The following is a 24821-nucleotide window of genomic DNA, read 5'->3' on the forward strand; positions in this document are numbered from 1 at the left end:
GGTATATATACTACTTTGTTTATTGTTTTCTCTGAGCACAATTGTTATGCCTATTTTTCATAATAAATAAAAACCAATTCCCATAATGACGTACGCAGCTAATAAAGTGCCTCCTTCAAACCAGTTTGTATCCCCATCATTGGAGATTGCAATCGTTAAGAAAACAGCTGTAATCATGGACACAAGTTCTGGTATTGTAAACACTAAAGGCATCCTTTGTACAAAAAACATAGAAAGCAATACTAATACAGGAGCAACAAACATCGCAATTTGTAATGTAGAACCTACTGCAATTTCAACTGCAATATTTACTTTATTTTTATAAGCCATAATAATTGCAGATGCATGTTCCGCTGCATTTCCAACAATTGCAACGATAATAACCCCTATAAATAACTCTGACCAGCCAAATGACTTCGCAACCGTCTCAAATGTATGCACGAGAGCCTCCGACACATAAGCTACTGCAATCGTCGCTATCGCTAAAATAAGGAGTGCTTTACCTTTCGACCACTCTGGCTCTTCTTCATGCGCTACTTCGTCACTTTTATGTTGATATACACCACGGTGCGTAACTAACTTAAATAGCAATGCAGCAAGGTACATAATAATCATAATAATAGATACGCCAATACTTAATTGATACGTCTTTCCCGCATCCATCTTCATTGAAAAAATTTCTGGAATAACAAAGGCTACGACAACAGCAAAAATTAATAAAGCTGAATTATGTCTTGCGTCGTAAACATTAAAGCTTTGTCTTTTATATTTTAATCCACCTATAAAAAAGGACAGCCCTCCTACTAATAGTAAATTTCCAAGTACAGAACCCGTTAACGAAGCTAACACAACTTCAATTAATCCTGCCTGAAGTGCGAAAATTGAAATGATAAGTTCAACGGCATTACCGAAAGTTGCATTTAATAATCCACCTATTCGAGGTCCAGAGACAATTGCCAAACTTTCTGTTGCTCTCCCCATAAACCCCGCTAATGCGATAATTGTAATGCAATATACAGCAAACATAATCGTTTGAGGCCAATGCATTGTTTTTCCGAGTACAGAAAGTGGTACACCTATAAGCGCTACTATAAGAAATATTTTATTAAACATGCTTTCCATCCTTCCATCGTATGTATTTCTCCTCATCATTAATATTATTCTTCTCCTAACTTGTCCGATTTCATCACAATTACGTTTAAAAAATCAGATTGAAGAAAACAGTATGAAAGATATTTAATTTATCTTGTTTAAACGGAGAAAATTATAAATTATGAAAAGAGGTTAAAAGTATGCACTTAAAAGAAAAAATTGCAACGATTATTCAAGGACAAAGAACAGGTGTGTTATCTACTGTACGTAATGAGAAGCCACACAGCGCTTTTATGATGTTTTTCCATGAAGATTTTGTACTATACGTTGCAACAGATCGACAATCAAAAAAGATAACAGATATCGAAAACAATCCAAATGTACATGTACTGCTTGGACGAGAAGGAAAAAAATTAGATGAAGATTATATAGAAGTTGAAGGCTTAGCTTCAATCGAGGAAGACTCAACATTAAAAAACAAGTTTTGGAATAATAGCTTAAAACGCTGGTTACTTGGTCCTGAAGACCCTAATTACGTATTAATAAAAATCAATCCTGACACAATTTATTACATCGATGGTGCAGGTACGACGGAGCCCGAGTTTTTACGACTATAAAATAAAACAAGCCCCCCTTAGGTGGGCTTGTTTTGTCGAAAAGTTCTTCTGAAAAAAACAATAAAATAGGTGGAACTTTCTAAAGATTCTGTTATATAATAGCAGTAACTTAAATAAACTGTATTAAAACAGACTGAGAGGAGAAATAAAATTGATGAAAAGAGAAGAACGTAAAAACATGATTGAGTTTATTGAAAAGAAAAAAGGAATTGAGCGTGACGAATTATTGTTTATGACAGACGATGAAGTAGAACATATTTATAATGTAACGTACTTTTTATATGAGGAAATTGCAGAGTAGTATAATAATCCCCACCTTATTAAAAATATAAGGTGGGGATTATTTCGTTATTAATACATGAGAATGATTTTCATGTATAATAATGTAAGATTGGAGGAATTTTACTATGAGCTCATGGCTATTATTCGCATTATTATCAGCAATTGCTGCTGCCCTTGTATCTATTTTTGGAAAGATTGGTTTAGATGGAATCGATGCTAATGTTGCTACGACTGTTCGTTCTATTATTATGGCACTATTTATGATAGGCGTTATTATTATACAAGGTAAATTTCAAAATATCGGCGACGTACTGCTAAATAAAAAAGCACTGCTATTTATCACATTAAGTGGGGTTGCAGGTGCTTCGTCATGGCTATTTTATTTTCTTGCCTTAAAAACAGGAAAGGTCTCTCAAGTAGCCCCTATCGATAAATTAAGTGTAGTGTTTTCTATTATTCTTGCGATGATTATACTCGGTGAAAAGTTAAACTTTATGACTGGTATCGGTGTAGTCTTTATTACAGCTGGTGTACTATTTATTGCTTTCAGCTAAAAAAACCGCTATTAGCGGTTTTTCTTTTTCTTTATGTAAAACCATACAATGCATGTAACAACTGCTGAAATGATTAAAATCCATATTCCATAATGATGTAAACTATACTCGACAAATCGCCATTTCTCTCCTAACTTCCAGCCAAGTCCGATAAAAACACTGATCCAAATGAGCGCACCACCGTAAGCGTACAAGCAAAAACGCCAAAATGTTAAATTCGAAACCCCAGCAAAATATGCTGTTAAATGACGTACTCCTGGTATAAAGTAACCAATCATTAAAAGAAATGGACCGTATTTTTCAAATAAAACATGTGTTTTTTCAATGTGATGTTCTTTAATTCTAACTTTCGGCCCATATTTTTTTAAAACAGGAAGACCGAGTTTTAAACCTAATATGTAGCTTAATGTAATACCTAACATCGCACCCGCCATCCCACTTGAAAAAGCAGCAGTTCCTGACATAACGCCTTTTGAAACATTATAACCAACAAAGGTCAATAAAAACTCGTCTGGTATCGGTAATCCGACAATCCCACCAGCCAATGCTATAATAATTCCAAAATACCCATAATGCGCGATTAACTCGCCAATATGTTGTTCCATTCGGAAGACACATCCTATGCACGATCGTTATTCCACATTTTGCCCGTTCTCTCTTTAAGACAAACATGGTATACATATTCACTATACATTGTTTTTATAATGAACTCTACTTCTACCCATTCTTTTAACAGCGATAAAGTGAAACTTTAATCAGTGGGTATTTTGTCTATCTCCACTGATTATTAGCCCACACCAATCAGGATTAAAAAATAAAAATTCATATGCTTGTTTTTTTGTTACAATAAAGGAAAGCTACTTTTCGCAACGGTTTAACTCTCAAGAAAAATGATACATCTAGCAAAAACATAGTTTGGTCTATATAATACAACTTCTATCTATTAAAAAACATGTACCCTTTTACATACAACATCATTTTTCTAAATTATACAGGGGGGAACGAACATGACCATTGAAAATCAATTTATCCAAAAAGTTTACTATAAAACATTTTTAACAGAAGAAATTTCTACTCCAGTATCGGAAGTACTCGGTGAAGCATACATAAATGAATCTAAAAATGAATTCTCCAACATTTCTAATATTCGCTTTGCTCAAGGTGAATTTTATTACCAAAATAAAGATTTTGAAGCAGCCATATTTAAGTGGGAGAAAGTAAATAACGACCTTGAACTTTGGGCAACCAAAAATATTGCTGATGCTTATTTTGAACTCGGATTCTTACCAAAAGCAGAAGAAATTTATCAATCTATTCAAACTGAAGGTACAACTCTTACGATGGAAGTTTCCTTGCAACTTCTTTCTCTTTATATCGAGCAAGATCGTTTAGGATTAGCTTTTAAGACGATTAGTGAAGCTGTGGCATTTCAACCAGACTATCCGAATATTACTGCAATCGCACGTTCTTTCTATGAAAAACAAGAAGATTGGAACAACGCTATCGAACTTGCAGTTCAAGAGGGAATTCGAACAAAGTCATTACATTGGTTCGATACTTTAATCCATTACGTAAACCAAGGATTTACTAAACAAATCAAACCAGAATATTTCTATGATTCTTTAAAAGCTTTATATGCAATTGACCAAGTCCAATTTAAAGAGTTTGTTATTGCCCTTTGGAACAGCTATCAAAATGAACCATTATACCTTTCTTGGATCCAAAGCATGAATCATTTATTTTTACATATTGAAACAGATAACAATGACAATTGGAATGAAATTTCTATCCGCTACCAAGAAACATACTTTGCATTAATTACTGGCGATCATTTTATGCATGAATTAAACGGTCTTGTTCCTGATTTATTAACAAATTGGTTTAGTTTAACAAAAGCAAAGGATTCCTTACTTGTTTCTGCCGCAGTATTAGCATGGAATGAAGTTGCACCTACAACTTTAGAATCATTACTCGTAAAAAGTGCTGGAGCCTTACTTTCTAATTCATCAGCTGAAACAAATGTAGATATGGAAACCGTTTCTCATCTATTCGAAACAATTGCTGAATGGGCCGAGAAAAATGATGTAGATTTAAGTCATCAATTTACGCTACTCGTCCATGAACTATGTGATTTACATGTTAATAAACTACTAATAGCTGGAACAAGTGACCATGATAAAGCGTCATTCGTTAATTCAATATTAGGAGAGAACATCTTAACTGAGACTTTAACAGCTCCTATTCTATTTAAAGACGATAGTCAAACTGCAATAACGGAATTCAATGATCTAGATGTAAAAAACATCTCGAACTTTGATGAAGTCCATCAAATAATGGATACATCTTCCCAGTCAGAACTTGAGAAAAAATGTATAGAAATTAAGTTACCAAGTAGATTTTTAAGAAAAAATAAGTTTGCATTTCTTGTTACACCATCTGTTCAAGGACAATTGGATAAAAACAGCTCATACTTTGAATACTTACAGGCAGCAGAGAGCCTTATTTACATATTAAATTCTGCCTCACCATTACATGGCGAAGAACTTGATACATTACTTTATTTACGTGAACAAGTGCCAAACTTACAAATTCATTTCGTATTACACACAAATAATACGACTACCAATGAAAATCTAATTAGTAAACTTACAGTCCATTTCCCAAATGCAAAATTCTTCCCGTACTCTCCTTCCCAAGAGAGTAGCCAGCAACTTGGGGATGTAACAGAGTCCATTCTCTCTAATCTTGCAGAACGTGACATAGAGAAAGAACGTATAGAAAAGCTAATATGGTTTACTCAAAAGACAATCGCTTACCTTGTAAATGAACGTGTAGAATTAGAACATACATTAGTGAAATCAGTACGCTGGAATAAACATATATCTGTAAAACTTAATGGATTTATTAACAATCTTACTGCTCTTGAAAAAGACAAAATCCGTTCTATTACAGAATCTTATCTTTTAACGAAAGAAGAAATTACACAAGATATACATTCTCAAATTCCTGAATTATTACAGAGCTGTTCTGACCTTGTTCAAGAAGATAGTGATTTCAAATTAGTTCATGAAGAATTAAATGCTGCGATGAACGAACGAATTGACAAACATGTACAACAAGTGCTTCTTCCTAAATTTACTGGGTCTATTCAAGAATGGATTGAAACAGCACATAATGAATTTATTCAAGCTCAAGCTTATTTAGATGAAATGAGTGAAACGTTCAATAAATTATATAAAGAAGAGCGTATGAAACTTCCTTGCGATTTCAAATTACTAGATGATTGGCATCGAGATGTCGTACGAATGACAAATAGAATTACAGTAACGAACATCAACATTTTATTACGCTTCACACCGACACAATTTTTCTTAAAGAGTGCCGGAAAATTATTTGGTAATATGCAAAAAAACCAATCTATGCTCGCAAACAAATATAAACAATATATTGAAACGGAAGACTATACAGAAATTGCCCAAACAATTTCAAAACAATTCTTCCTTCAATTTGAAGTATTTGAAGGTGCACTAGAGCGTGATATCATGATGTTCTTTAAAGATCCACTTAGCGTATTGAAACAAAATGTAGAAGCCGCTCAACTTGAAATACAAGAAGACGAACAAACATTAGCAACGCTAAGAAGCAACCCAGAAACTTATCATGATCCTTTAGCATTATTTAAACTACAACTATTGCAACACAAATTTGTTATAAGTACTAACCAAAACAATGAAGACGTCTTTGTATCTAACGAGTCTCCTACTGTTTAACATAAAAAACCAAGCAAACTGAAATTTGCTTGGTTTTTTACTTTAATTTATTATTTTCACATGTTCAAATGGATAATAAATTGCCGCTAACTTTCCTAATACATCTGCTCTATCAATAAGTCCTAAACCATTTCTACTATCCCTACTTATTAAGCGATTATCTCCCATAACAAAAATCTTATTTTTAGGAATTGTAATAGGTCCAAAGTCCTCTGTTAAATTCATCAGTTTTTTTTCAGCTTGTTTTTTATTACTATGCAAATACTCCTCATTTTTCACCTCATGATTCACATATAATTGGTCATTTCTCATCTCAATTACATCACCCGGTAACCCAATCACTCTTTTCACATAAAAATTATCCGTCTTCACAACAATAATGTCTTCTCTACCATAACTTTCAAATTGCTTTGCCAACTTATTAACAATTATCTTATCCCCATCTTGTAACGTTGGCTTCATAGATCCTCCTTTTACAGTTGTAGGGAAAAACAAAAAGATTTTTGCCAAAAACGCTAATAAACATGCACTTGCAATTATTCCAAAGAACTCACGCAAACGTTTTTTCTTTTGCATCATTCCACCATCTCATTGTCTTTTTATTTATATTATAAATACTTCAGATAGTTGTTTTCCATAAAATTCTAAATTATATAATTATAATATTACAAATTTTAAAACACTATTCCTTACAAGTTTATTATTTTGATATATCATATTTTATATTTATTAAGCAGAAATTTTCCTATGAATTTTACACTTAACAAATACTAAAACTAATTAAACAAATATATTAGAATATCAAAGAAAAAGATACTCTCAAAATAGTCTATCTACTATTTTTGAGAGCATCTTTTTATAGTCCTACATATACAATACACATCTGAGCAGCGACATATGTAAACCAAATCCAAAGTGGTTCATACTTCAGCTTGCGGCCACCAATATCTGTCACACCAATAATAAAATCAGAAATCACAAACAGCAAACCACCAAGCGCTGGTATCCACCATATTCCTATATTCTCATAGTATAAGGCGAATGCAAAGCAAGCCATTCCCCCAACCCACAAGCCGTAAATTAGGGCTCCTATCGTAAACAGTTTGTCCTGTTTTTCATTTCGGATAAAAAAGAACCACCCTATAATTAGAAAGAGTCCGTATACGAGTAAACCAATCCAAAAACCATTCCATGAAATACCTGTTTGCAAAAATGCTTTTACATAAAAACAATGGGCAAGAGCAAAAGTAACCATCCCTCCAATTAATCGATGGCCAAAGGGAATCAAACCTGCCATAAATAAATCTCCTAAAGTCGATAAAGTCATTCCTAGTGCAACCCAGCTGCTATACTCTATCGATGGATCTTGTAGCCATATCCAAATCGCACTACCTGTTAAAGAAAAACTAAGAATAAGACGAACTGCTAAAGGTAACGGCATATTTTCTCTTGTTCTTTTTGTCTGTCCTATTGCATAAATTGCTCCTGTTAAAAAAATAATTATTTGTCCGATTAACACAATGTAAAGTACATTCATAATATGTTCTCCTCAATAAATGCTTTAATGTATCTTTTTTCGTTATATATAGTCTGTTCTCCTTTTTCTACATAAAAAAAGAAGAACAATACTGTTCTTCCATTTTAATCGCTTTTTTGTTCTCTACGCTACTTGTTTTTTTTGCTCCATTTTCTGCTTAGCCGGGGTACGATTTACGACAATGATTCCCGCTGCTACACATGCTAGACCGAATAATACAAATGAATGAATTGCTTCTCCTAAAATCATGCTCGATAATAACACACCAAAGACAGGTATGAAGAACATATACATCGAGACTTTTCCTACTTTGTTATACTTCATAATTGTATTCCATATACAAAATCCCGCTGCCGATAAGAACGATAAATATATGAGCATAAGTATCGTATATAGGTTAAAAGTAAATGGCATCGCTCCAACTTGTAATGCACCTATACATAGTAACCCAACTGATCCAAAAATCATTTGGTATGCTGTCATATACCCAACATCTAACGTTTTACTACCCTCTTTTGCTAGTATATTTCCATACGAATACATCATCGCTGCCCCAAGAAGTAATAAGCTACCTATTCCAAAATGGAATGATAAACTTCCATCACTCGGTACATTCACTAAAATGACACCACAAAATCCGATTGATACGCCAATTATCTTTCTCATATTGAGAGCATCATCTTTATATAAAAAGTGTGCGAGTAAAATTTGAAAGAATGATGATGTTCCTGAAATAATCGCTCCTTCAATTCCGGAGCTATAACTCATTCCAATATAAAAACATATATATTGAAGAAAAGTTTGGAACAAACCAATTTGAACTAACTGCTTCCCTGTTCCTTTTTTGAACTGCATATCTTTTCCTAGCGCTTTAAAAAATAATAAGAGCATTACACCAGATAAGAAAAAGCGATAACCAGCAAATAATATTTGTTCTCCGACTTCTTGTGGCCGAATCCCAAGTTCAGCATAGCTTAATTTAATAAAGGGAAATGCGCTTCCCCATAAAAAGGTTGCTACTATCGCAGCAATAAATACACCAATCGGATGAGTAAAAAATTTCTCTGTCTTCACTTGTTGTCTTCCTTTCCGATCTTTTTATGAACAATATTCATATATACCAAAGGAACTGTAAAAACACAAGTTTTCGGTTTATACTTGAAACAAAAACATATCATCTCTCAAAAACATATGCTATACTATAGAATAATTACAACATAATAACTATTAAAATCAGATTTAACAGAAATGCTGCTATCCGTTACGGATGGCAGCTTTCGTCGTTTTATAGGGGTTTCGATTTTGATTCTTTTTCTCAATAAGAATTTGAAAGGGGCGAGTAATAATGAACTCGGAAGTAAAAACATTACCATCAAAACAGAACGTACCTAATCCATCTTGGATTCAAACACTAAAAAAGCACTATGAACTTATATTTGCAATCTTATCTGGTATTTTCATTTTAGCTGGCTGGTTATTCACAAAAAATGAGGCGATAAGTGTAGGCATTACTTTCTATATCCTCGCTTATGTAATTGGAGGATTTGCAAAAGCGAAAGAAGGCATTGCAGACACAATTGAAGAGAAAGAGCTAAATGTTGAAATGCTCATGCTCTTTGCTGCTATCGGCGCTGCCATGATTGGCTATTGGGCAGAGGGTGCTATTTTAATCTTCATCTTTGCGCTAAGTGGTGCAATGGAATCTTATACGTTAAGTAAAAGTCAAAAAGAAATTTCAGCACTTCTTGATTTACAGCCTGAAGAAGCATTACGTATTTCAAATGGAACCGAGGAACGTGTTCCTGTTGGAGAATTACAAATTAACGACATTATTTTAATTAAACCCGGTGAACGTGTTCCTGCTGATGGCACAATTCATAATGGTGAAACAAATATTGATGAAGCTGCTATTACAGGAGAACCTATTCCGAATGAGAAAAAATTCGGCGATGAAGTGTTTGCTGGAACTGTGAATTTACGTGGTGCTATTGAAATTACAATTACAAAGCCGAGCGATCAAACATTATTCCAAAAGATTATTCGTCTCGTTCAAAGTGCACAAAGTGAAAAATCACCATCACAACTATTCATCGAAAAATTTGAAGGAACATACGTAAAAGGTGTACTACTCGTTGTTGCGCTTATGATGTTCGTTCCTCACTTCTTACTGGATTGGAGTTGGAATGAAACATTTTATCGCGCTATGATTTTACTTGTAGTCGCTTCTCCTTGTGCACTAGTTGCAGCTATTACACCCGCAACTTTATCTGCAATTTCTAACGGAGCGAGAAACGGTATTCTCTTTAAAGGCGGCATTCATTTAGAACGTCTAGCTTCAGTAAAGGCGATTGCCTTTGATAAAACAGGAACATTAACACAAGGAAGACCTACTGTAACAGATGTATATGTTCGAGAAGGTATAGCAGAAAGTGAAGTACTTTCTATTACAGCATCAATTGAAAGTCACTCTACACATCCTTTAGCTGAATCCATTGTTAAATATGCAAAACATGCTTATGATATTTCGATAAAAAAACCCGAAAATGTTGAAGATGTAACTGGTTTTGGATTAAAAGGAACATTAGAAAATAAAGCTTATAAAATTGGTAAAGCTGATTTTATCGGGGAAGAAACAAAGACATTTCATAATGGCATTTCTACCTCCCTTGAAAAAGAAGGGAAAACTGTCGTTTATATAAGTGATGAAGATGGTATTCTTGGACTTATCGCTTTAAAAGATACACTCCGCCAAGAAACCATTGCTGCTATTCGCGATTTACAAAGCATTGGTGTGGAAGCAATCATGATTACTGGCGATAATGAAGAAACTGCAAAAGCCATTGCTGCTGAAAGCAATATAAAAGAATATTATGCATCCTGTTTACCAGAAACAAAAGTTGAAACGATTAAAAAGTTAAAAGAAAAATACGGTACAGTAGCAATGGTCGGAGATGGTATAAATGATGCACCCGCGCTCGCTACTGCTAGCATTGGTGTTGCAATGGGTGAAGGAACAGACGTAGCTTTAGAAACTGCAGACGTTGTACTTATGAAGAACGAATTGTCTCGACTTTCCCAAGCCATCCGTTTATCAAAACGAATGAACCGTATTGTAAAGCAAAATGTAGTATTTTCTCTAGCTGTAATTGCACTGCTAATCTGTTCAAACTTCTTGCAATTTTTAGCTCTTCCATTTGGTGTTATTGGGCATGAGGGAAGTACAATTCTTGTCATTTTAAACGGGTTACGATTATTAAAAGGAAACAAATAAAAACGGGTCCCTCATAGAGGACCCGCTTTTTTAATGGTAGCTATTATGCCCGTTCGCACTACTACTTGTTTTATGCTTCGGATGCGAACTGCTCTTTTGTTTATTGTTGTTTTTATTATTGTGGTTCTTTTTATTATTACTCATGAAATATCCCCCCTGTTCCTTTATATTATGGAACAAGAGCTCATTATTCATTACGGGAATTATTGTCACCCGTTCTATAGTGATGGAGTAAACCATTAATTTCACCGCCAAGTAAAATTACCCATCCAGTTAAGTAAAACCATAACATTAAAATAATAATTCCACCGAGACCACCATATGTATTGGCGTAATTCGCAAACTTATCTACATAATAAGCAAATGAGTACGATACCACAATCCATCCTACAGTAGCAAATATTGCTCCTGAAATGACTTCTCTTCTTTTTAACTTTCGATCTGGTGCAAATGTATATAAAAAACTAAACAAGGCAAATAGTACGAAGAAACTCGCTACTAATCGTGTAATACTCCATACGTAAGAAAAACTATCCGATAAACCAATTGCTTTAAATACCGCTGCCCCAATCACTTGTCCGAACACTGGGACAATTAGAGCAAACACAATCATAAAAATGATGGCTAATGTAAACACAATTGATAAAGCTCTTGTTTTAATAAAGGAACGTGTTTCGGTTACATCATACGCACGGTTAAAAGCATTCATAACCGCATTCACTCCATTTGAAGCAAACCATAGCATCGACAGTAAACCAAATGATAATAAACCACCATTTTGCTCATTTACAACTTTATCTACGTTTACTTCAATTAAGTACATTGCATCTTCAGGTACGTACGGTTCTAATAAATTGAGCACACTTTCTGTTTGAAGGTCAATAAATCCAAGAAGCGTAATTAAGAAAACAAGCCCAGGAAAAATAGCAAGTAAGAAGAAATAAGCGAGCTGTGCTGCCAAGCCCGCTACATCATCACGCATCGTCCGATCGTATAAATCTTTACCGAACGAATAAGTGCGATTTCTTCTTATCTTTTCTAAAATTTTTCTCATATATGTTTAAACGCTTTTCTTCTCTTCTTTATCTTGCTTTAACTCAATGTACGCTTCAGTTTTTTTTTCCTCTGCATGTGAGTCTTTCATAAATAATTCACGTGCTTCTTTCATACCACCATCTTCAGCAACTACTGGCTCTTCTTCTGCTTTAAGCTCATCTACCTTTGGAGATACAGCTTGAATTTCAATCGTTTCTGGCTTTTCTTCTCGCTCAATTTTTTTCTTACTAAAAATTTCTTTCGTTTCTTTTAACGTCTCTACAACTGACGGCGTCAATTTTTTAATTTCTGCTACTTTCGCTTTCACTACATTGAAATCAGCAAGTTCGCGTCCTTTATCTGTAACAGTTTGCACTTTTTCTTTAATCTTTGCATTTTCACCAATTTCAATCATCTTTGTTTTTGCTTTTTCAGCAGTGTTTTTTACCTTTTCACGGTTTTCTTTCTTTAACATGGATACAGCTACACCTGCCGCTACACCAAGCGCAATGTTTCGAGCAATATTATTTTTCTTTGCCATATTCCTTCACCCTTTCATTTCTTATGTTAGAAAGTATTTCTTTCTAAGCTTCCTCATATTCCTTGTTCATTTCGAATGAAAGCTAATAGCTTTGCACACCCTTCTGTTACAAGGTCATACACTTCTTGAAAGTTCCCTGTATAGTAAGGGTCAGGAACGTCTGTCCAGCCACCGTCTGGAACAAAGTCGGACAGCCTACCAATATAGCCTCCAGTTTTACCTAAACTTTTTAAATCTGCTATATTCTTGTTGTCCATGGCAATAATATAATCAAACTTTGTTAAGTCTTCTTTTTCTACTTGCCTTGCTTTAATTCCTTCAAAAACGACTTCATTTTCTTTTAAAATTTTTTGTGTTCCTTTATGTGGCGGATGACCAATGTGCCAATCTCCAGTTCCTGCAGAATCAATGACAATTTTCTCTTCAAGTCCCTCTTTTACGACAAGATCTCGAAAAATCGCTTCTGCCATTGGAGAACGGCAAATGTTCCCAAGACAAACAAATAATACTTGAACCATATTTTTGTTTCTTCCTTTCTTGGTGCATTTCTTAATATATACTTATAGTATAAACAACCAATTATTAAATATAAAGGAAATCCCTACTAATTTAATAGGATTGAAAAGATTCATTAACGAAAATGATAAAAAAATGTTAAGATAGCCTTATGTTATTTTAAAGGGGGACACTTCGGTGGATTTATCCGTAAAGTCAGAAGAAAACGTTGAATATATGGTCGAAGCTATTAAAGAAAAATTACGTATGGTTAATGCTGGAGCGATGAGAGCTGCTAGCTTTAACGAAGAAATGTACGAGGACTTACGTGACATCTATGAGCATGTTATGAAACGTGAAACATTCAGCATTAGTGAAATGCAAGCTATTACAGAAGAATTAGGTACATTAATTAAAAAGTAAAAAAGCCTCTCTTATATGAGGCTCTTTTTTATTTCCAACAAATTCATGACAACTCTTCTCTTTCCCTCAACCAACTGTAAAATATTGTACAATAGAAGTAGAAGCTCATCTTAGATTTTTTCTCCGTACATACTACTCACAAATAATAGCAACACTACCATTGCTAACTGTTTTTACTGGAGGTGCTTACTTATGAGCAAATGGTACAGTAAGACGAAGGATCAAATATTAACGGATCTTAAAACAAATGAACAAAGTGGTTTAACCGCTGACGGTGTAAATGAACGCTTAAAACAATTTGGTTCAAATGAATTAACAGTAAAACAAAAACGTACTTTATGGCAGCGGATTTTTTCCCAAATTAATGACGTCCTCGTATATGTTCTTCTTATAGCTGCCCTTATTTCTGCCTTTGTAGGTGAATGGGCAGATGCAAGTATTATCGCGCTCGTTGTCATATTAAATGCAGTTATTGGTGTCATCCAAGAGTCAAAGGCTGAGCAAGCTTTGGAAGCACTAAAAAAAATGGCAACACCTAAAGCTATCGTAAAACGAGACGGCGAACTAAAAGAAGTTCCATCTGAACAAGTCGTGCCAGGTGATATCGTCATGCTCGATGCTGGACGTTATATACCATGTGATTTACGACTTATCGAAACAGCAAATTTAAAAGTTGAAGAATCTGCTCTAACTGGTGAGTCCGTCCCTGTTGATAAGGATGCACTTTATCATCCTTCTATGCAAACTGATGAACAAGTGCCACTAGGCGATCAAAAAAACATGGCCTTTATGTCGACGCTAGTAACATACGGACGTGGCGTTGGTGTTGCTGTTGAAACTGGTATGAACTCACAAATTGGTAAGATTGCTACCCTTTTACATGAAGCAGATGATGATATGACACCACTTCAAAAAAGCTTAGCACAAGTAGGAAAATATTTAGGCTTTGTCGCTGTAGCCATTTGCGCTATTATGTTTCTCATCGGTTTTTTACAAGGACGCGATACGTTAGAAATGTTTATGACTGCAATTAGTTTAGCTGTAGCGGCTATTCCTGAAGGACTACCAGCTATCGTTTCCATCGTTCTTGCAATTGGCGTGCAGCGTATGATTAAACAAAACGTTATCATTCGTAAACTACCAGCTGTTGAAGCTCTCGGGTCTGTCACAATTATTTGTTCAGATAAAACAGGTACATTAACGCAAAATAAAATGACCGTTACTCACTTTTATAGTGATAACACATACGCTCAGTTAGAAAATTTGAATGTAAATAATGATGTACACCGTCTATTGTTAGAAAATATGGTGTTATGTAATGATGCGTCTTATAGTAGTGAATCCCAAACTGGGGACCCTACTGAAATTGCCCTTCTCGTTGCTGGAAGCACTTTTAACATGCAAAAAGATCATTTAGAAAATAAACATGAACGTGTTAACGAGCTACCTTTTGATTCTAATCGTAAAATGATGTCAACAGTGCATACATACGATGAAAGCTACTATAGTATGACGAAAGGTGCTATTGATAAACTTTTACCTCACTGCACCCATATCTTTATAAATGACAAAGTTGAGGTCTTCACAAATTCTGATAAAAATCAAATATTAGAAGCTGCCGGGGCAATGTCTCAAGAAGCTTTAAGAGTACTTTCATTCGCATTTAAACAATATAATGCGAATGATGTGGATATAAATCATCTCGAAGAAAATCTCATCTTTATCGGTCTTGTCGGTATGATTGATCCACCACGCACAGAAGTAAAAGATTCCATTACAGAGTGTAAAAAAGCTGGTATTCGTACAGTTATGATTACTGGTGATCATAAGGATACCGCCTTTGCAATTGCCAAAGAACTTGGTATTGCTGAAGAAAAATCTGAAATTATGATTGGAACTGAACTAGATAACATTTCAGATACAGAACTAGCAAGCAAAATTAATCACTTACATGTATTCGCTAGGGTTTCTCCAGAACATAAAGTGAAGATTGTAAAAGCATTACGTGCGAAAGGAAATATCGTTTCTATGACTGGTGATGGCGTCAATGATGCTCCATCTTTAAAACAAGCAGATGTTGGCGTAGCAATGGGCATTACAGGGACAGATGTTGCAAAAGGCGCAGCAGATGTCGTTTTAACAGACGATAACTTCTCATCTATCGTTAAAGCCGTTGAAGAAGGCAGAAATATTTACCGTAACATAAAAAAATCGATTCTCTTCCTACTCTCTTGTAACTTCGGAGAAATTATCGCTTTATTTTTAGCTATTTTACTTGGCTGGGCGACACCATTACGCCCAATCCACATTTTGTGGGTTAATTTAATTACCGACACACTTCCGGCATTGTCACTCGGTGTTGATCCTGAAGATTCAGATGTGATGAAAGAAAAACCACGACGTGCGAAAGAAAGTCTATTTAGCGGGAGCGTCCCTTTTCTTATTTTCAATGGTGTTGTAATTGGATTTTTAACGTTAGCAGCCTTTATCGTTGGGGCAAAACTCTATGCTGGAGATACAAACTTATTTCCACTTTTCCCAGAGCAAATTGATGAAGATGCTCTATTACATGCTCAAACGATGGCATTTGTCGTTCTTAGTTTTTCTCAGCTCGTTCATTCATTTAACTTGCGTTCAAGAACGAAATCGATTTTCTCAATTGGGATATTTACAAATAAATACTTAGTCTTCTCACTTCTTATTGGTGTTCTTATGCAAGTATGTATCATCTCCATCCCTCCTCTAGCGAATATATTCGGTGTACATGCATTAACATTACGCGATTGGGGATTTGTTCTCTTGTTAAGTATCATTCCGCTCGTTGTGAATGAAATCATTAAATTAGTTAAGAGAAACTAAAAGGCAATGAGGACTGTTCCTCATTGCCTTTTCTTTATCCCACTATTTTCTGGGTAGTAAAACTCCCACCTCAAAATTCAGCTTGAGGTGGGAGATCAACTGCCCATAAACGCCCAATTGGTGAAGGTTAATAATCAGTGAGGATGAACAAAAACCCACTGATTAAAGTTTCACTTTATCCTTGTAATTCTTTTTTGATGTTTTCTGTTAGTGTAGCCATGCGCTTGCGACTTTCTTCACGCTCACGTTTATTTTGCTCTTCAATTTGTTGTGTTTCTTGCATACCTCTTGAAATAATGTTCCAAGTTTCTTCAAGTGTTTCCATCTTAATACTAGAAGAACCTGATAATCTCGCTACTTCCACACTTTGCGTTGCGATATTTTGTGCATTTTTCTTCAGTAACTCATTTGTACGACGATCAAGTTCAGCCATAGAATCTGCAACAAGCTTTTGACGTTTCGCATTTACCGCTTGAATGATACCATTTTTAAAGATAGGAATCGTTGTAATAAATGCTGTATTAATCTTACCGATTAATTTATTGTTACCACGTTGAATCATACGAATTTGTGGTGCTGTAAGTAGAGCAACCATACGTGCCTTTTCTAAATCATCAATACGTTGCTCTAAAATTTCAACAGAGTTTTTAAGTGATTCTAATTCAATACCTGCTAGTTGATCATTATTACGTACGCGCTCTTCATACATCGGAACTAACTCTGTATTTAAACGCTCTAATAACATTTCTCCTGCCACTACGTACTTTTCTAAATCTAAATAATACTTTAAGTTTTGCTCATACAAGCCATCTAACGTACCAATTGATTTTTTCATTTCATCTTGATACTTCGTAATTTCTACGTATACTTTATCCATTTCGCGACCCATTGTCTGATACTTACTAAAGATTTGTTCAATCATTTTATCTGCTTTTTTGAACATGCGTGAGAAGAAACCACTTTTCTCTTCCGCAAAATCTTTACTATCAAACCTGTCCATAATTTTACCAAGCTGTTTTAATAATTCACCAGAGTCTTCTATTTTTGATAAAGACATTGTATGTAAAATTTGATCAGCGAAACGTGAAATTTCCATAGACGGTTCTTTTCCAAGCTCGATTAATTCTAACTGATCTTTAATATCTACCGCATTATAAATACGTTGTACTTCCGCATCTTGTCTAAGTTGTAAACGGACATCTTGTGCGGTTTGCTCATTTAATTCTGTTTTTGAATCTAGTACGACTGGGTTATTCATATGGTATTCTCCCTTTCCTTATAAAAATGGACGAAATAGTCCTTTTATTGTTTGTGATAAATTTTTATAGGCTGATGAACCATGAAACTCAAGATCAAAATTAACTTCCTCAAGCCAATGTGAATCAAATGCGCCTGCTTCAATATACGGTTCAATATCGTTTCTCCCCGTTGGATTGAAATGGAATACATCTACTCCAATTTGATTTAAAAATAGTAGTAAAACAGCATCGGAACGAGTTAATTCTCCACTCTTCTCATTATTAAATATAACAATTTTCGGTACATCTTGTGAATAATCAAATTTCTCAAGCTGTTCTAAAATATTCGGTGGTATTTGAGAGAGCTGCGCGAAAACATATAGTGCTACCTCTTGTTTCGTCTCTTTCCCAACTGGTTTACACATTTCACTTTCACACGTATGGATGATTGCCTCTGCAATACCATGCTGTAAACCTTCCGGTAAACGCTTATGCGGCCACCAATGGCTATTCATAATTAAATCCGGGTGTAACTTTCCTCCGCGGTCCAATGCATCTCGGTAATGATATTGGAAATTCGCTTTTTGTTCTTTCGTAAACGGGAATGTATTAATTAATAAACTGTTATCGAATGATGTAACTGCCTTTAATCGTTGAAAATATTCTTTATCATTCTTTGAAACGCCTGATATTTTTGCAAATAAAGAAGGGATATAAATGTGTTTATTTTCAACAAAGAATGTTGGGCGTACAAACGACTTTTCTTTCGTAATTAAAAAGAGTTCATCATATGTCGTTTTTAATGTACGTGCTACAGGTGTATACGAACGGAATTGCCACGGCTTATACAGTAGTGAATTATCATGGTGAAGTACTTGCTCAATTTCCTTTGAAGCTTGGTACGCTACTGTTGCGACGCGTTCGCGACGACGATCGGGAAATGGTTCAAGAGAAATACGGCTTGAATGAGACACAACAAAAGTTCTTCCCGCTTCATCGATATTCTCAAAGCCATCTTTTCCTTCCGGGTGATAATAAAGTACATCACAGCCGAGCATAATAAGAAAGTATAAAAAATATATACGACTTTCCTGTGCATCACCATACCAAATGATACGCGGCATTTGTTTCTTATAATTAATCGTAGAAAACCACTTCGTTACATAATTCTCACTTAACTTAATCATATCGATTAAGAAACGACGGAATCCTTCTGTCTTTAAAGATTGATTATGTTGTTTCTCATACAATTTCAATACAGAAATAAACGTCGTATGTATATAATGTTGCAAATCAGGATTGTCTACTTGCGGTAATAGTTGCTTTCCAGACAAATGGGCTACAAGCCTATTTACTGTAAGTCCATTTGGTGCTTCTTGATGTAACGCAAAAACTTCTTGAATATGACGCAGTTTTTCGGAATCAATCACCTTATTTAAATTTTGTTCATGCAAAACCTCAATCCCTTTTGCTTCACTATAATCAAATAAATCATTGAAATATTCATCTACATCATTAGGAACACCAAGAATACGCGTTGCTATATAACTAAATTTCATTTCATTCTCTGTCAGTTCATATTGTGGGCGTTTTTCTAAAAGCGCTTCAAATTGTTTTAAATCTGATTCTTCTTTTAATGCACATGGTTGAAGTGTAAAACGTGAAAACACAACAGTTCACCTCCAAAAACATTTACGTTTTTATAAAGTCTCTCTTCTATTATAAACTATTTTTAGTTATAAAAAATGGGCGCTCGCATAACGAGCAAACCCATTTCAATTATTTATGATTATTTTTAGTAGCTGCAACTTCTTCTTTAGCCTGTCCAGAATTCTTCATGTAGTGAATTATAAATGTTGCTCCAAATGCTACAAGTAAAATAATAAAGAACAGTGTATGACTAATGTGAATATCAATTAGAGACAATAACATTTTCGCTGCAATAATTAGAATTAAAATATACGCTGTTGTTTCTAATTCTGGAATACGCTCTAACAATTTTAAAAATACGCCAGCAATACCACGCATCATTAAAATACCGAGCATTCCGCCTAATAGTAAAATCCAAACTTCATTTGATACACCAAATGCAGCAAGTACGCTATCTACAGAGAACGCGATATCCATTAATTCAACCATCGCAACCGTTCCCCAGAAGACACCGAACATTCTAAAGAGAATACTATTTTGATTCATACCATGAGCTTCCTCTTCTTCACTTGCACCTTTACGCTTATCAATAAAGTATTTCACTGATAACCAAGCAAGGTAAAGCGCACCAAGAAGTTTTACCCACCATAATTTAATTAAGAACATTCCAATTCCAATCGCAATAAAGCGGAACACATAAGCTCCAATAAGTCCGTAGAATAATGCTTTTTTACGTTTCTCTTCCGGAAGATGTTTTACCATTACCGCTAACACAAGTGCGTTATCAGCAGATAGTAACCCTTCAAGTACAACAAGTGTACCAATTAATCCCCAAGATACTGGATCTTGCAACACTTTAATCCACATATCTAAGTCGAAAAACTGAGCATACGTATTAATGATTTCTTGCAAAATGCTCATCTTACCTTTATCCCCTATTCTTTGCTAGATTTATAGAAAGGTCAAAAAAAGGAAACGAATGTCGTTTCCCTTCTTATGCATCCAAGCCATACGCTCTTACAAGCGCACCTAATCCACCTTGGAAACCGCTTCCTACTGCATTAAACTTCCACTGTCCATTATGACGGTATAATTCACAAAAGACAACTGCTGTTTCAATGGAGAAATCTTCCCCTAAATCAAAACGAAGAACTTCTTCGTTTGTTTCCTCATTCGCTAAACGAACGAATGCGTTTCCGACTTGTCCAAAGTTTTGATTACGGCCTTCACCATCATAAATTGTAACTGTGATTGCAATTTTATGTACATCTGCTGGAACTTTCTTCAAATCGACAACAAGTTGCTCATCATCGCCTTCACCTTCACCTGTACGGTTATCTCCTGTATGCAGAACAGATTCACAAGGAGACTGTAAATTGTTATAGAAAATAAAATCAGTTTCCTTCGTACATTTTCCGTTCGCATCTAATAGAAATGCCGATGCATCTAAATCGAAATCAGATCCACCATCATAAGATTTAATATCCCACCCAAGACCAATTACCGCTTTTGTTAAACCAGGGCTTGTCTTACCTAAATCGATCTTCTGTCCTTTTTGTAACTGAATAACCATTTATATTCACCTCTATATTTTAATCTTTAAAAATATATCCATCAGTAAACATGCGTTTCACCGATGGATATATAAATCTATTACTCTACATCTAAACCAAAGTTATTACATAGAGAACCTAATCCACCTTGGAATCCACTTCCAATTGCATTGAACTTCCATTCACCCGCATGACGGTATAATTCACCCACTACTACCGCTGTTTCGATAGAGAAGTCTTCTCCTAAATCGTAACGAATTAATTCTGCATTTTTCTCTTCATCTAGAATACGTACGAAAGCGTTAGAAACTTGTCCGAAGTTTTGGCTACGGCCTTCTCCATCATAAATTGTAATTGTGAAACAAATACGTTCGATGTGAGCAGGAACATTTTTCAAATCTACTTTAATTGATTCGTCATCGCCTTCACCTTCGCCTGTGCGGTTATCTCCTAAATGCTCTACAGCACCATTCGCACCTTTTGGATTATTGTAGAAGACGAAATCCTCTGCGCCTGAAACTTTACCATTCGCACCTACTAAGAAAATACTAACATCTAAATCGAAATCGTTTTGTCCGTCATAACGATTCGTATCCCAACCAAGTCCTACAAGAACTTTTGAAAGACCTGGATTCGTTTTTGTTAAATCTACCTTTTGTCCCTTTTTCAATGAAATTGATGCCATATACAATTCCTCCTCGGTTTATTTTATTGATAACGTGATACAATCTCACTTAAATTTTTATCTTGTGTTCCTTCTCCAACCGCTGAAAACTTCCACTCACTTCCGTGTCGGTACATTTCTCCTGCAATTAGAGTCGTTTTGCCAGCATAGTTATCTGACAAGTTATAACGTGCTAATTCTTCACCTGTTTGCGGGTTTTGAATACGAATATATGCATTACGAATCATCCCAAAATCTTGACGACGATTTACACAGTCATAAATATTTACAACGAATACTAAACGATTAATACGGCTCGGAACTTTATGTAATTCTACGAAAATTGTTTCGTCGTCACCAGCGCCTTCACCTGTTAAATTATCTCCTGAATGAATAATACTACCACAAGTAGAAAGTTTGTTTCCAAAGTAAACTAAATCATTTTTATTTAAAAAACGCTCTCCTTCTAACATAACAACTGATGCATCACAATCTACATTTGGTTTACTTCCAAATAATGAAGACAGAAACCCACCTGATTGCCCAATTGGATCCCAGCCTAAGCCAACCTGTAGTTTTGCTACTCTCGGTTGTCCTTTCGTTAAATCGATCTTTTGTCCTTTTTCTAAAATAATAGGCATGAAGTTTCTTCCTTTCTACAAAGCATTTTCCTAATCGGAAAATATTGTATTCTTCTCTTACATTGTAGCATTATTTATCTATTGAGAAAAAGAATAAATTCTCAATTATATGAAAACACCTATATCATTTATTTATATTGATGTAAGAAGTGGTAAATCGAACCAATCATTCCTGCGTGATTACGATTTTGTGCGATTTTAATCTCGCAATTACTATAAATCTCAGGATTTAAATATTTTCGTACCTCTTCCTTTACTTCTTCTAAAAATCGATTACCTCTATTAGTAATCCCTCCACCAATAATAATTACTTTTGGATTGAAGATATAAGCAAGATTACTAATTCCAATGGCTAAATGTTTAAAGAATATTTGAACGGCATGTATAACTTCTTTATCCTTCTGATCATATAATTCAAAAATTTTTTCACCGTTCCAATTCCCGCTACCTTTATACTTCCGCACAAGAGAAATTAACCCTGAAATCGAGGCAACCTCTTCAAATTGTTTCCCTTCGATCAACATATTGCCCCATTCACCAGCACTAAATGAATGACCTCTGTACAGTTTTTTATTAATAACAATAGCTCCCCCTATTCCCGTTCCAAGGGTAAGCATAATGCAATTATTTTCATTTCTTCCAACACCTTGCCACATCTCTCCAAACAAAGCACAATTGACATCATTTTCAATGGATATAGGAACTTTTAATACAGCTTGTAATCTATCAATAATAGGAATACCAGCATAGCGTGGAATATGATCCACGCCGCCAGTTATGATTCCTCTATGAATATCTACAATTCCGGCTGTACTAATACCGATTCCAGAAACAACATGTTCATTCATTAATTGCTCCGCCAAGCTAATAATCTTTTGAACGATTTGTTCCCCACCTAAATGGGCCTCTGTTAATGTAGTTTCGTGATTTAGTAATATCCCAGATTTTGAAATAATCCCATATTTAATCTGTGTACCACCAATATCAAATGCGATATATTTTTTCACACTGTCACTTCCTCTAACATTATGAACTTCACTTTTCTGCATTGAAATGATGATGTTTTCCTTTAATAAGAGTTCACAAGATTTACAGATCCAGCTTTTACGTAGACACTGTTGTATTCTTTATTATCCGAAACAATTTCATAATACGATCCTTGTGGTGTATTAACTGTTTTCTTAATGGCTACCATAATGTTGCGAGATGTCATTCCAGTCTGACCTTCAGCCATACTTTTGAATATCGGAGAACCTGCCGTTAACGTTCCAAGTCGATATTTATTTAAATCTTTACTTCCATTCATTGCATCAATTCTATACATAAGCGAGGCAATTTGCTGTCCCCAATTTTCATCACTTGCATACATGACGTTCATTCCTTGTGCCTTATCCCCTAAGTTTCCACCATTATATGTATTTCCACTTGGATTTAAGTAATGCTTATCTATATATGCCGCACAAAAATCAATACCTTCTTCCCATGTTTTGAATCCAGTTGCACCATTATATGGATCTGAATCTACCGCTCTAAAGCCAAATAAATTTTTCTTATCTTGCGCGATACGACTTGTTCCCCATCCTGATTCTAAAATTGCATGTGACACTAAGTAACCGGCATTCATCTTATATTTCTCTGCTGCACTTACAAAATATTTTCCTAATCCAATAAGTGGACTCTTTGCATTCGATTTACGTAAGAAATTATCAATTTCATCTCCTGTATAAGTAGATGTTGCACGAAGTGGCATATACTCAAAGTATTGATAACTATCTTGTCCTCCAATTTGCTTCTTATCAAAAGCCTCGTAACGCTCTCCTTCTTTTAAATGTTTCGGAGCATTACCAATTTGATACGTTGCATGTTTACCATTTTCCGGATTGTATACATAATGATATAACTTGCCATTTTTAGTTGCATAATACGACGTTTTCTCACCAGTCATTGTCGGATGTAATGTAACATCATTTATATTCACATAACCTGTCATACCATCAATTTGGACATGAATACGATCATCAACAGCTTTTACAAATTTCAGGTCAGCTCCACCCTTTACATATGTGAGCTTTTTACCCGTCGTAATATCATAAATATTAATAACACCATTTGCACGAACGAAACCTTGCTTCATATTTACAACTTTACCGTCACTTTTAATGTAAGCATCTTCTTTCATATTCTGCATAATTTGTGTTGCTTCCGCTTCATTTGGTTTTTGAACCTTTTGTGATGAGGTAACAATTTCATAAGAAGACGAACCTTGTTTAATTTTTAAGAACTGTAACGAAACATAACCCTCTCCGCCATTAAAACGGATTTTTGCCCAGCCATTTTCTTTTCCTATGATCGTAACAGTCTCTCCATTTTTCAAATGACCGACAGCTGCCGCACCTGTTGATGGACCTTTACGTACATTTAATAAAGACGCATTTACAACTGCTCGTTCTTCCGTTACCTGTCCAGGGTTTGTTGGATCTATGGAATCTTTACCAATCGTTATAAACTCTAACGACACATAACCTTCTTTTCCTTGATAGCTGATTTTCGCCCAGCCGTTTGCTTTTCCTAGTACTGTTACTTTTTCACCATTTTTTAA

At 34.9% G+C, this 24821-nt stretch carries 23 protein-coding genes; 7 read left to right on the plus strand and 16 right to left on the minus strand.

All coding sequences use genetic code 11. The annotated features are described in order from the left end of the window. Nucleotides 1-57: 57 nt before the first annotated feature. Complete coding sequence (gene cax, locus JDS81_RS24615; RefSeq protein ID WP_002093843.1) at nt 58-1113, minus strand: calcium/proton exchanger; 1056 nt, start codon at nt 1111-1113, stop codon at nt 58-60. A gap of 179 nt (nt 1114-1292) precedes the next feature. Between cax and JDS81_RS24620 the strand changes: the two genes are divergently transcribed. The 3 genes from JDS81_RS24620 to JDS81_RS24630 all read left to right on the plus strand — a co-directional run bounded on the left by JDS81_RS24620 (nt 1293) and on the right by JDS81_RS24630 (nt 2545). After that, nucleotides 1293-1709 carry a pyridoxamine 5'-phosphate oxidase family protein gene (locus JDS81_RS24620; protein WP_000550219.1) on the plus strand — a complete coding sequence of 139 codons (417 nt, stop codon included), beginning with the start codon at nt 1293-1295 and terminating at the stop codon, nt 1707-1709. 154 nt (nt 1710-1863) lie between these two features. Continuing rightward, a complete protein-coding gene (locus JDS81_RS24625; RefSeq protein WP_000817786.1) occupies nt 1864-2010 on the plus strand; it encodes a BH0509 family protein in 147 nt (48 codons plus the stop codon). Nucleotides 2011-2116: 106 nt separating this feature from the next. Next, entirely contained in the window at nt 2117-2545 is a 429-nt protein-coding gene (locus JDS81_RS24630) for an EamA family transporter (protein WP_000100302.1), read from the plus strand. Between the two features lie 11 nt (nt 2546-2556). On the opposite strand, the gene JDS81_RS24635 is transcribed toward JDS81_RS24630, so the two are convergent. Then, nucleotides 2557-3150 (minus strand): DedA family protein, encoded by a 594-nt coding sequence (locus JDS81_RS24635; protein ID WP_000434868.1) that lies wholly within the window; start codon nt 3148-3150, stop codon nt 2557-2559. Between the two features lie 402 nt (nt 3151-3552). Between JDS81_RS24635 and JDS81_RS24640 the strand changes: the two genes are divergently transcribed. Continuing rightward, nucleotides 3553-6315 carry a tetratricopeptide repeat protein gene (locus tag JDS81_RS24640; protein ID WP_087971186.1) on the plus strand — a complete coding sequence of 921 codons (2763 nt, stop codon included), beginning with the start codon at nt 3553-3555 and terminating at the stop codon, nt 6313-6315. Nucleotides 6316-6357: 42 nt separating this feature from the next. Here JDS81_RS24640 and lepB read toward each other — a convergent pair whose 3' ends face one another. The 3 genes from lepB to JDS81_RS24655 all read right to left on the minus strand — a co-directional run bounded on the left by lepB (nt 6358) and on the right by JDS81_RS24655 (nt 8926). Further along, nucleotides 6358-6894 carry a signal peptidase I gene (gene lepB, locus JDS81_RS24645; RefSeq protein WP_097954431.1) on the minus strand — a complete coding sequence of 179 codons (537 nt, stop codon included), beginning with the start codon at nt 6892-6894 and terminating at the stop codon, nt 6358-6360. Between the two features lie 277 nt (nt 6895-7171). Then, entirely contained in the window at nt 7172-7852 is a 681-nt protein-coding gene (locus JDS81_RS24650; RefSeq protein ID WP_097954430.1) for a lysoplasmalogenase, read from the minus strand. 123 nt (nt 7853-7975) lie between these two features. Then, complete coding sequence (locus JDS81_RS24655) at nt 7976-8926, minus strand: DMT family transporter (RefSeq protein ID WP_016107465.1); 951 nt, start codon at nt 8924-8926, stop codon at nt 7976-7978. A 271-nt stretch (nt 8927-9197) separates the two neighbouring features. On the opposite strand from JDS81_RS24655, the gene JDS81_RS24660 reads away from it, so the two are divergent. Continuing rightward, nucleotides 9198-11123, plus strand: coding sequence for a heavy metal translocating P-type ATPase (locus JDS81_RS24660; RefSeq protein WP_001083762.1), 1926 nt, complete (start codon nt 9198-9200; stop codon nt 11121-11123). Between the two features lie 187 nt (nt 11124-11310). Here the strand turns inward: JDS81_RS24660 and JDS81_RS24665 are convergent, their stop codons facing one another. From JDS81_RS24665 to JDS81_RS24675, 3 genes are read right to left on the minus strand one after another with little or no spacing between them, the layout of a single operon-like run. After that, nucleotides 11311-12177, minus strand: coding sequence for a YihY/virulence factor BrkB family protein (locus tag JDS81_RS24665; RefSeq protein WP_097954428.1), 867 nt, complete (start codon nt 12175-12177; stop codon nt 11311-11313). 6 nt (nt 12178-12183) lie between these two features. Beyond that, nucleotides 12184-12699 carry a DUF4075 domain-containing protein gene (locus JDS81_RS24670; protein ID WP_001085404.1) on the minus strand — a complete coding sequence of 172 codons (516 nt, stop codon included), beginning with the start codon at nt 12697-12699 and terminating at the stop codon, nt 12184-12186. A gap of 53 nt (nt 12700-12752) precedes the next feature. Next, nucleotides 12753-13217: a low molecular weight protein-tyrosine-phosphatase gene (locus JDS81_RS24675; RefSeq protein ID WP_000250904.1), complete on the minus strand. Its 465-nt coding sequence runs from the start codon at nt 13215-13217 to the stop codon at nt 12753-12755. Between the two features lie 175 nt (nt 13218-13392). Between JDS81_RS24675 and JDS81_RS24680 the strand changes: the two genes are divergently transcribed. Both JDS81_RS24680 and JDS81_RS24685 read left to right on the plus strand, forming a co-directional pair. Further along, nucleotides 13393-13617: a DUF1128 domain-containing protein gene (locus JDS81_RS24680; RefSeq protein ID WP_000366197.1), complete on the plus strand. Its 225-nt coding sequence runs from the start codon at nt 13393-13395 to the stop codon at nt 13615-13617. Nucleotides 13618-13809: 192 nt separating this feature from the next. After that, nucleotides 13810-16476: a cation-translocating P-type ATPase gene (locus tag JDS81_RS24685; protein ID WP_097954427.1), complete on the plus strand. Its 2667-nt coding sequence runs from the start codon at nt 13810-13812 to the stop codon at nt 16474-16476. 175 nt (nt 16477-16651) lie between these two features. Here JDS81_RS24685 and JDS81_RS24690 read toward each other — a convergent pair whose 3' ends face one another. The 8 genes from JDS81_RS24690 to JDS81_RS24725 form a co-directional block, all read right to left on the minus strand. Next, a complete protein-coding gene (locus tag JDS81_RS24690; RefSeq protein WP_001064417.1) occupies nt 16652-17734 on the minus strand; it encodes a toxic anion resistance protein in 1083 nt (360 codons plus the stop codon). Nucleotides 17735-17752: 18 nt separating this feature from the next. After that, nucleotides 17753-19384 carry a YceG family protein gene (locus JDS81_RS24695; RefSeq protein ID WP_000492835.1) on the minus strand — a complete coding sequence of 544 codons (1632 nt, stop codon included), beginning with the start codon at nt 19382-19384 and terminating at the stop codon, nt 17753-17755. A 109-nt stretch (nt 19385-19493) separates the two neighbouring features. After that, a complete protein-coding gene (locus JDS81_RS24700; protein WP_000025680.1) occupies nt 19494-20285 on the minus strand; it encodes a TerC family protein in 792 nt (263 codons plus the stop codon). 73 nt (nt 20286-20358) lie between these two features. Beyond that, nucleotides 20359-20937 (minus strand): TerD family protein, encoded by a 579-nt coding sequence (locus JDS81_RS24705; RefSeq protein WP_000236645.1) that lies wholly within the window; start codon nt 20935-20937, stop codon nt 20359-20361. Between the two features lie 80 nt (nt 20938-21017). After that, a complete protein-coding gene (locus JDS81_RS24710) occupies nt 21018-21602 on the minus strand; it encodes a TerD family protein (protein WP_000146728.1) in 585 nt (194 codons plus the stop codon). A 23-nt stretch (nt 21603-21625) separates the two neighbouring features. Continuing rightward, nucleotides 21626-22222 (minus strand): TerD family protein, encoded by a 597-nt coding sequence (locus tag JDS81_RS24715; RefSeq protein WP_001121599.1) that lies wholly within the window; start codon nt 22220-22222, stop codon nt 21626-21628. A 128-nt stretch (nt 22223-22350) separates the two neighbouring features. Beyond that, entirely contained in the window at nt 22351-23229 is an 879-nt protein-coding gene (locus JDS81_RS24720) for an ROK family protein (protein ID WP_000759853.1), read from the minus strand. 62 nt (nt 23230-23291) lie between these two features. After that, a partial coding sequence (locus JDS81_RS24725) for an SH3 domain-containing protein (protein ID WP_242481394.1) occupies nt 23292-24821 on the minus strand: 1530 nt, incomplete at its 5' end.

The organism is Bacillus cereus group sp. N31, assembly GCF_016483245.1.
Lineage (GTDB): Bacteria > Bacillota > Bacilli > Bacillales > Bacillaceae_G > Bacillus_A > Bacillus_A toyonensis.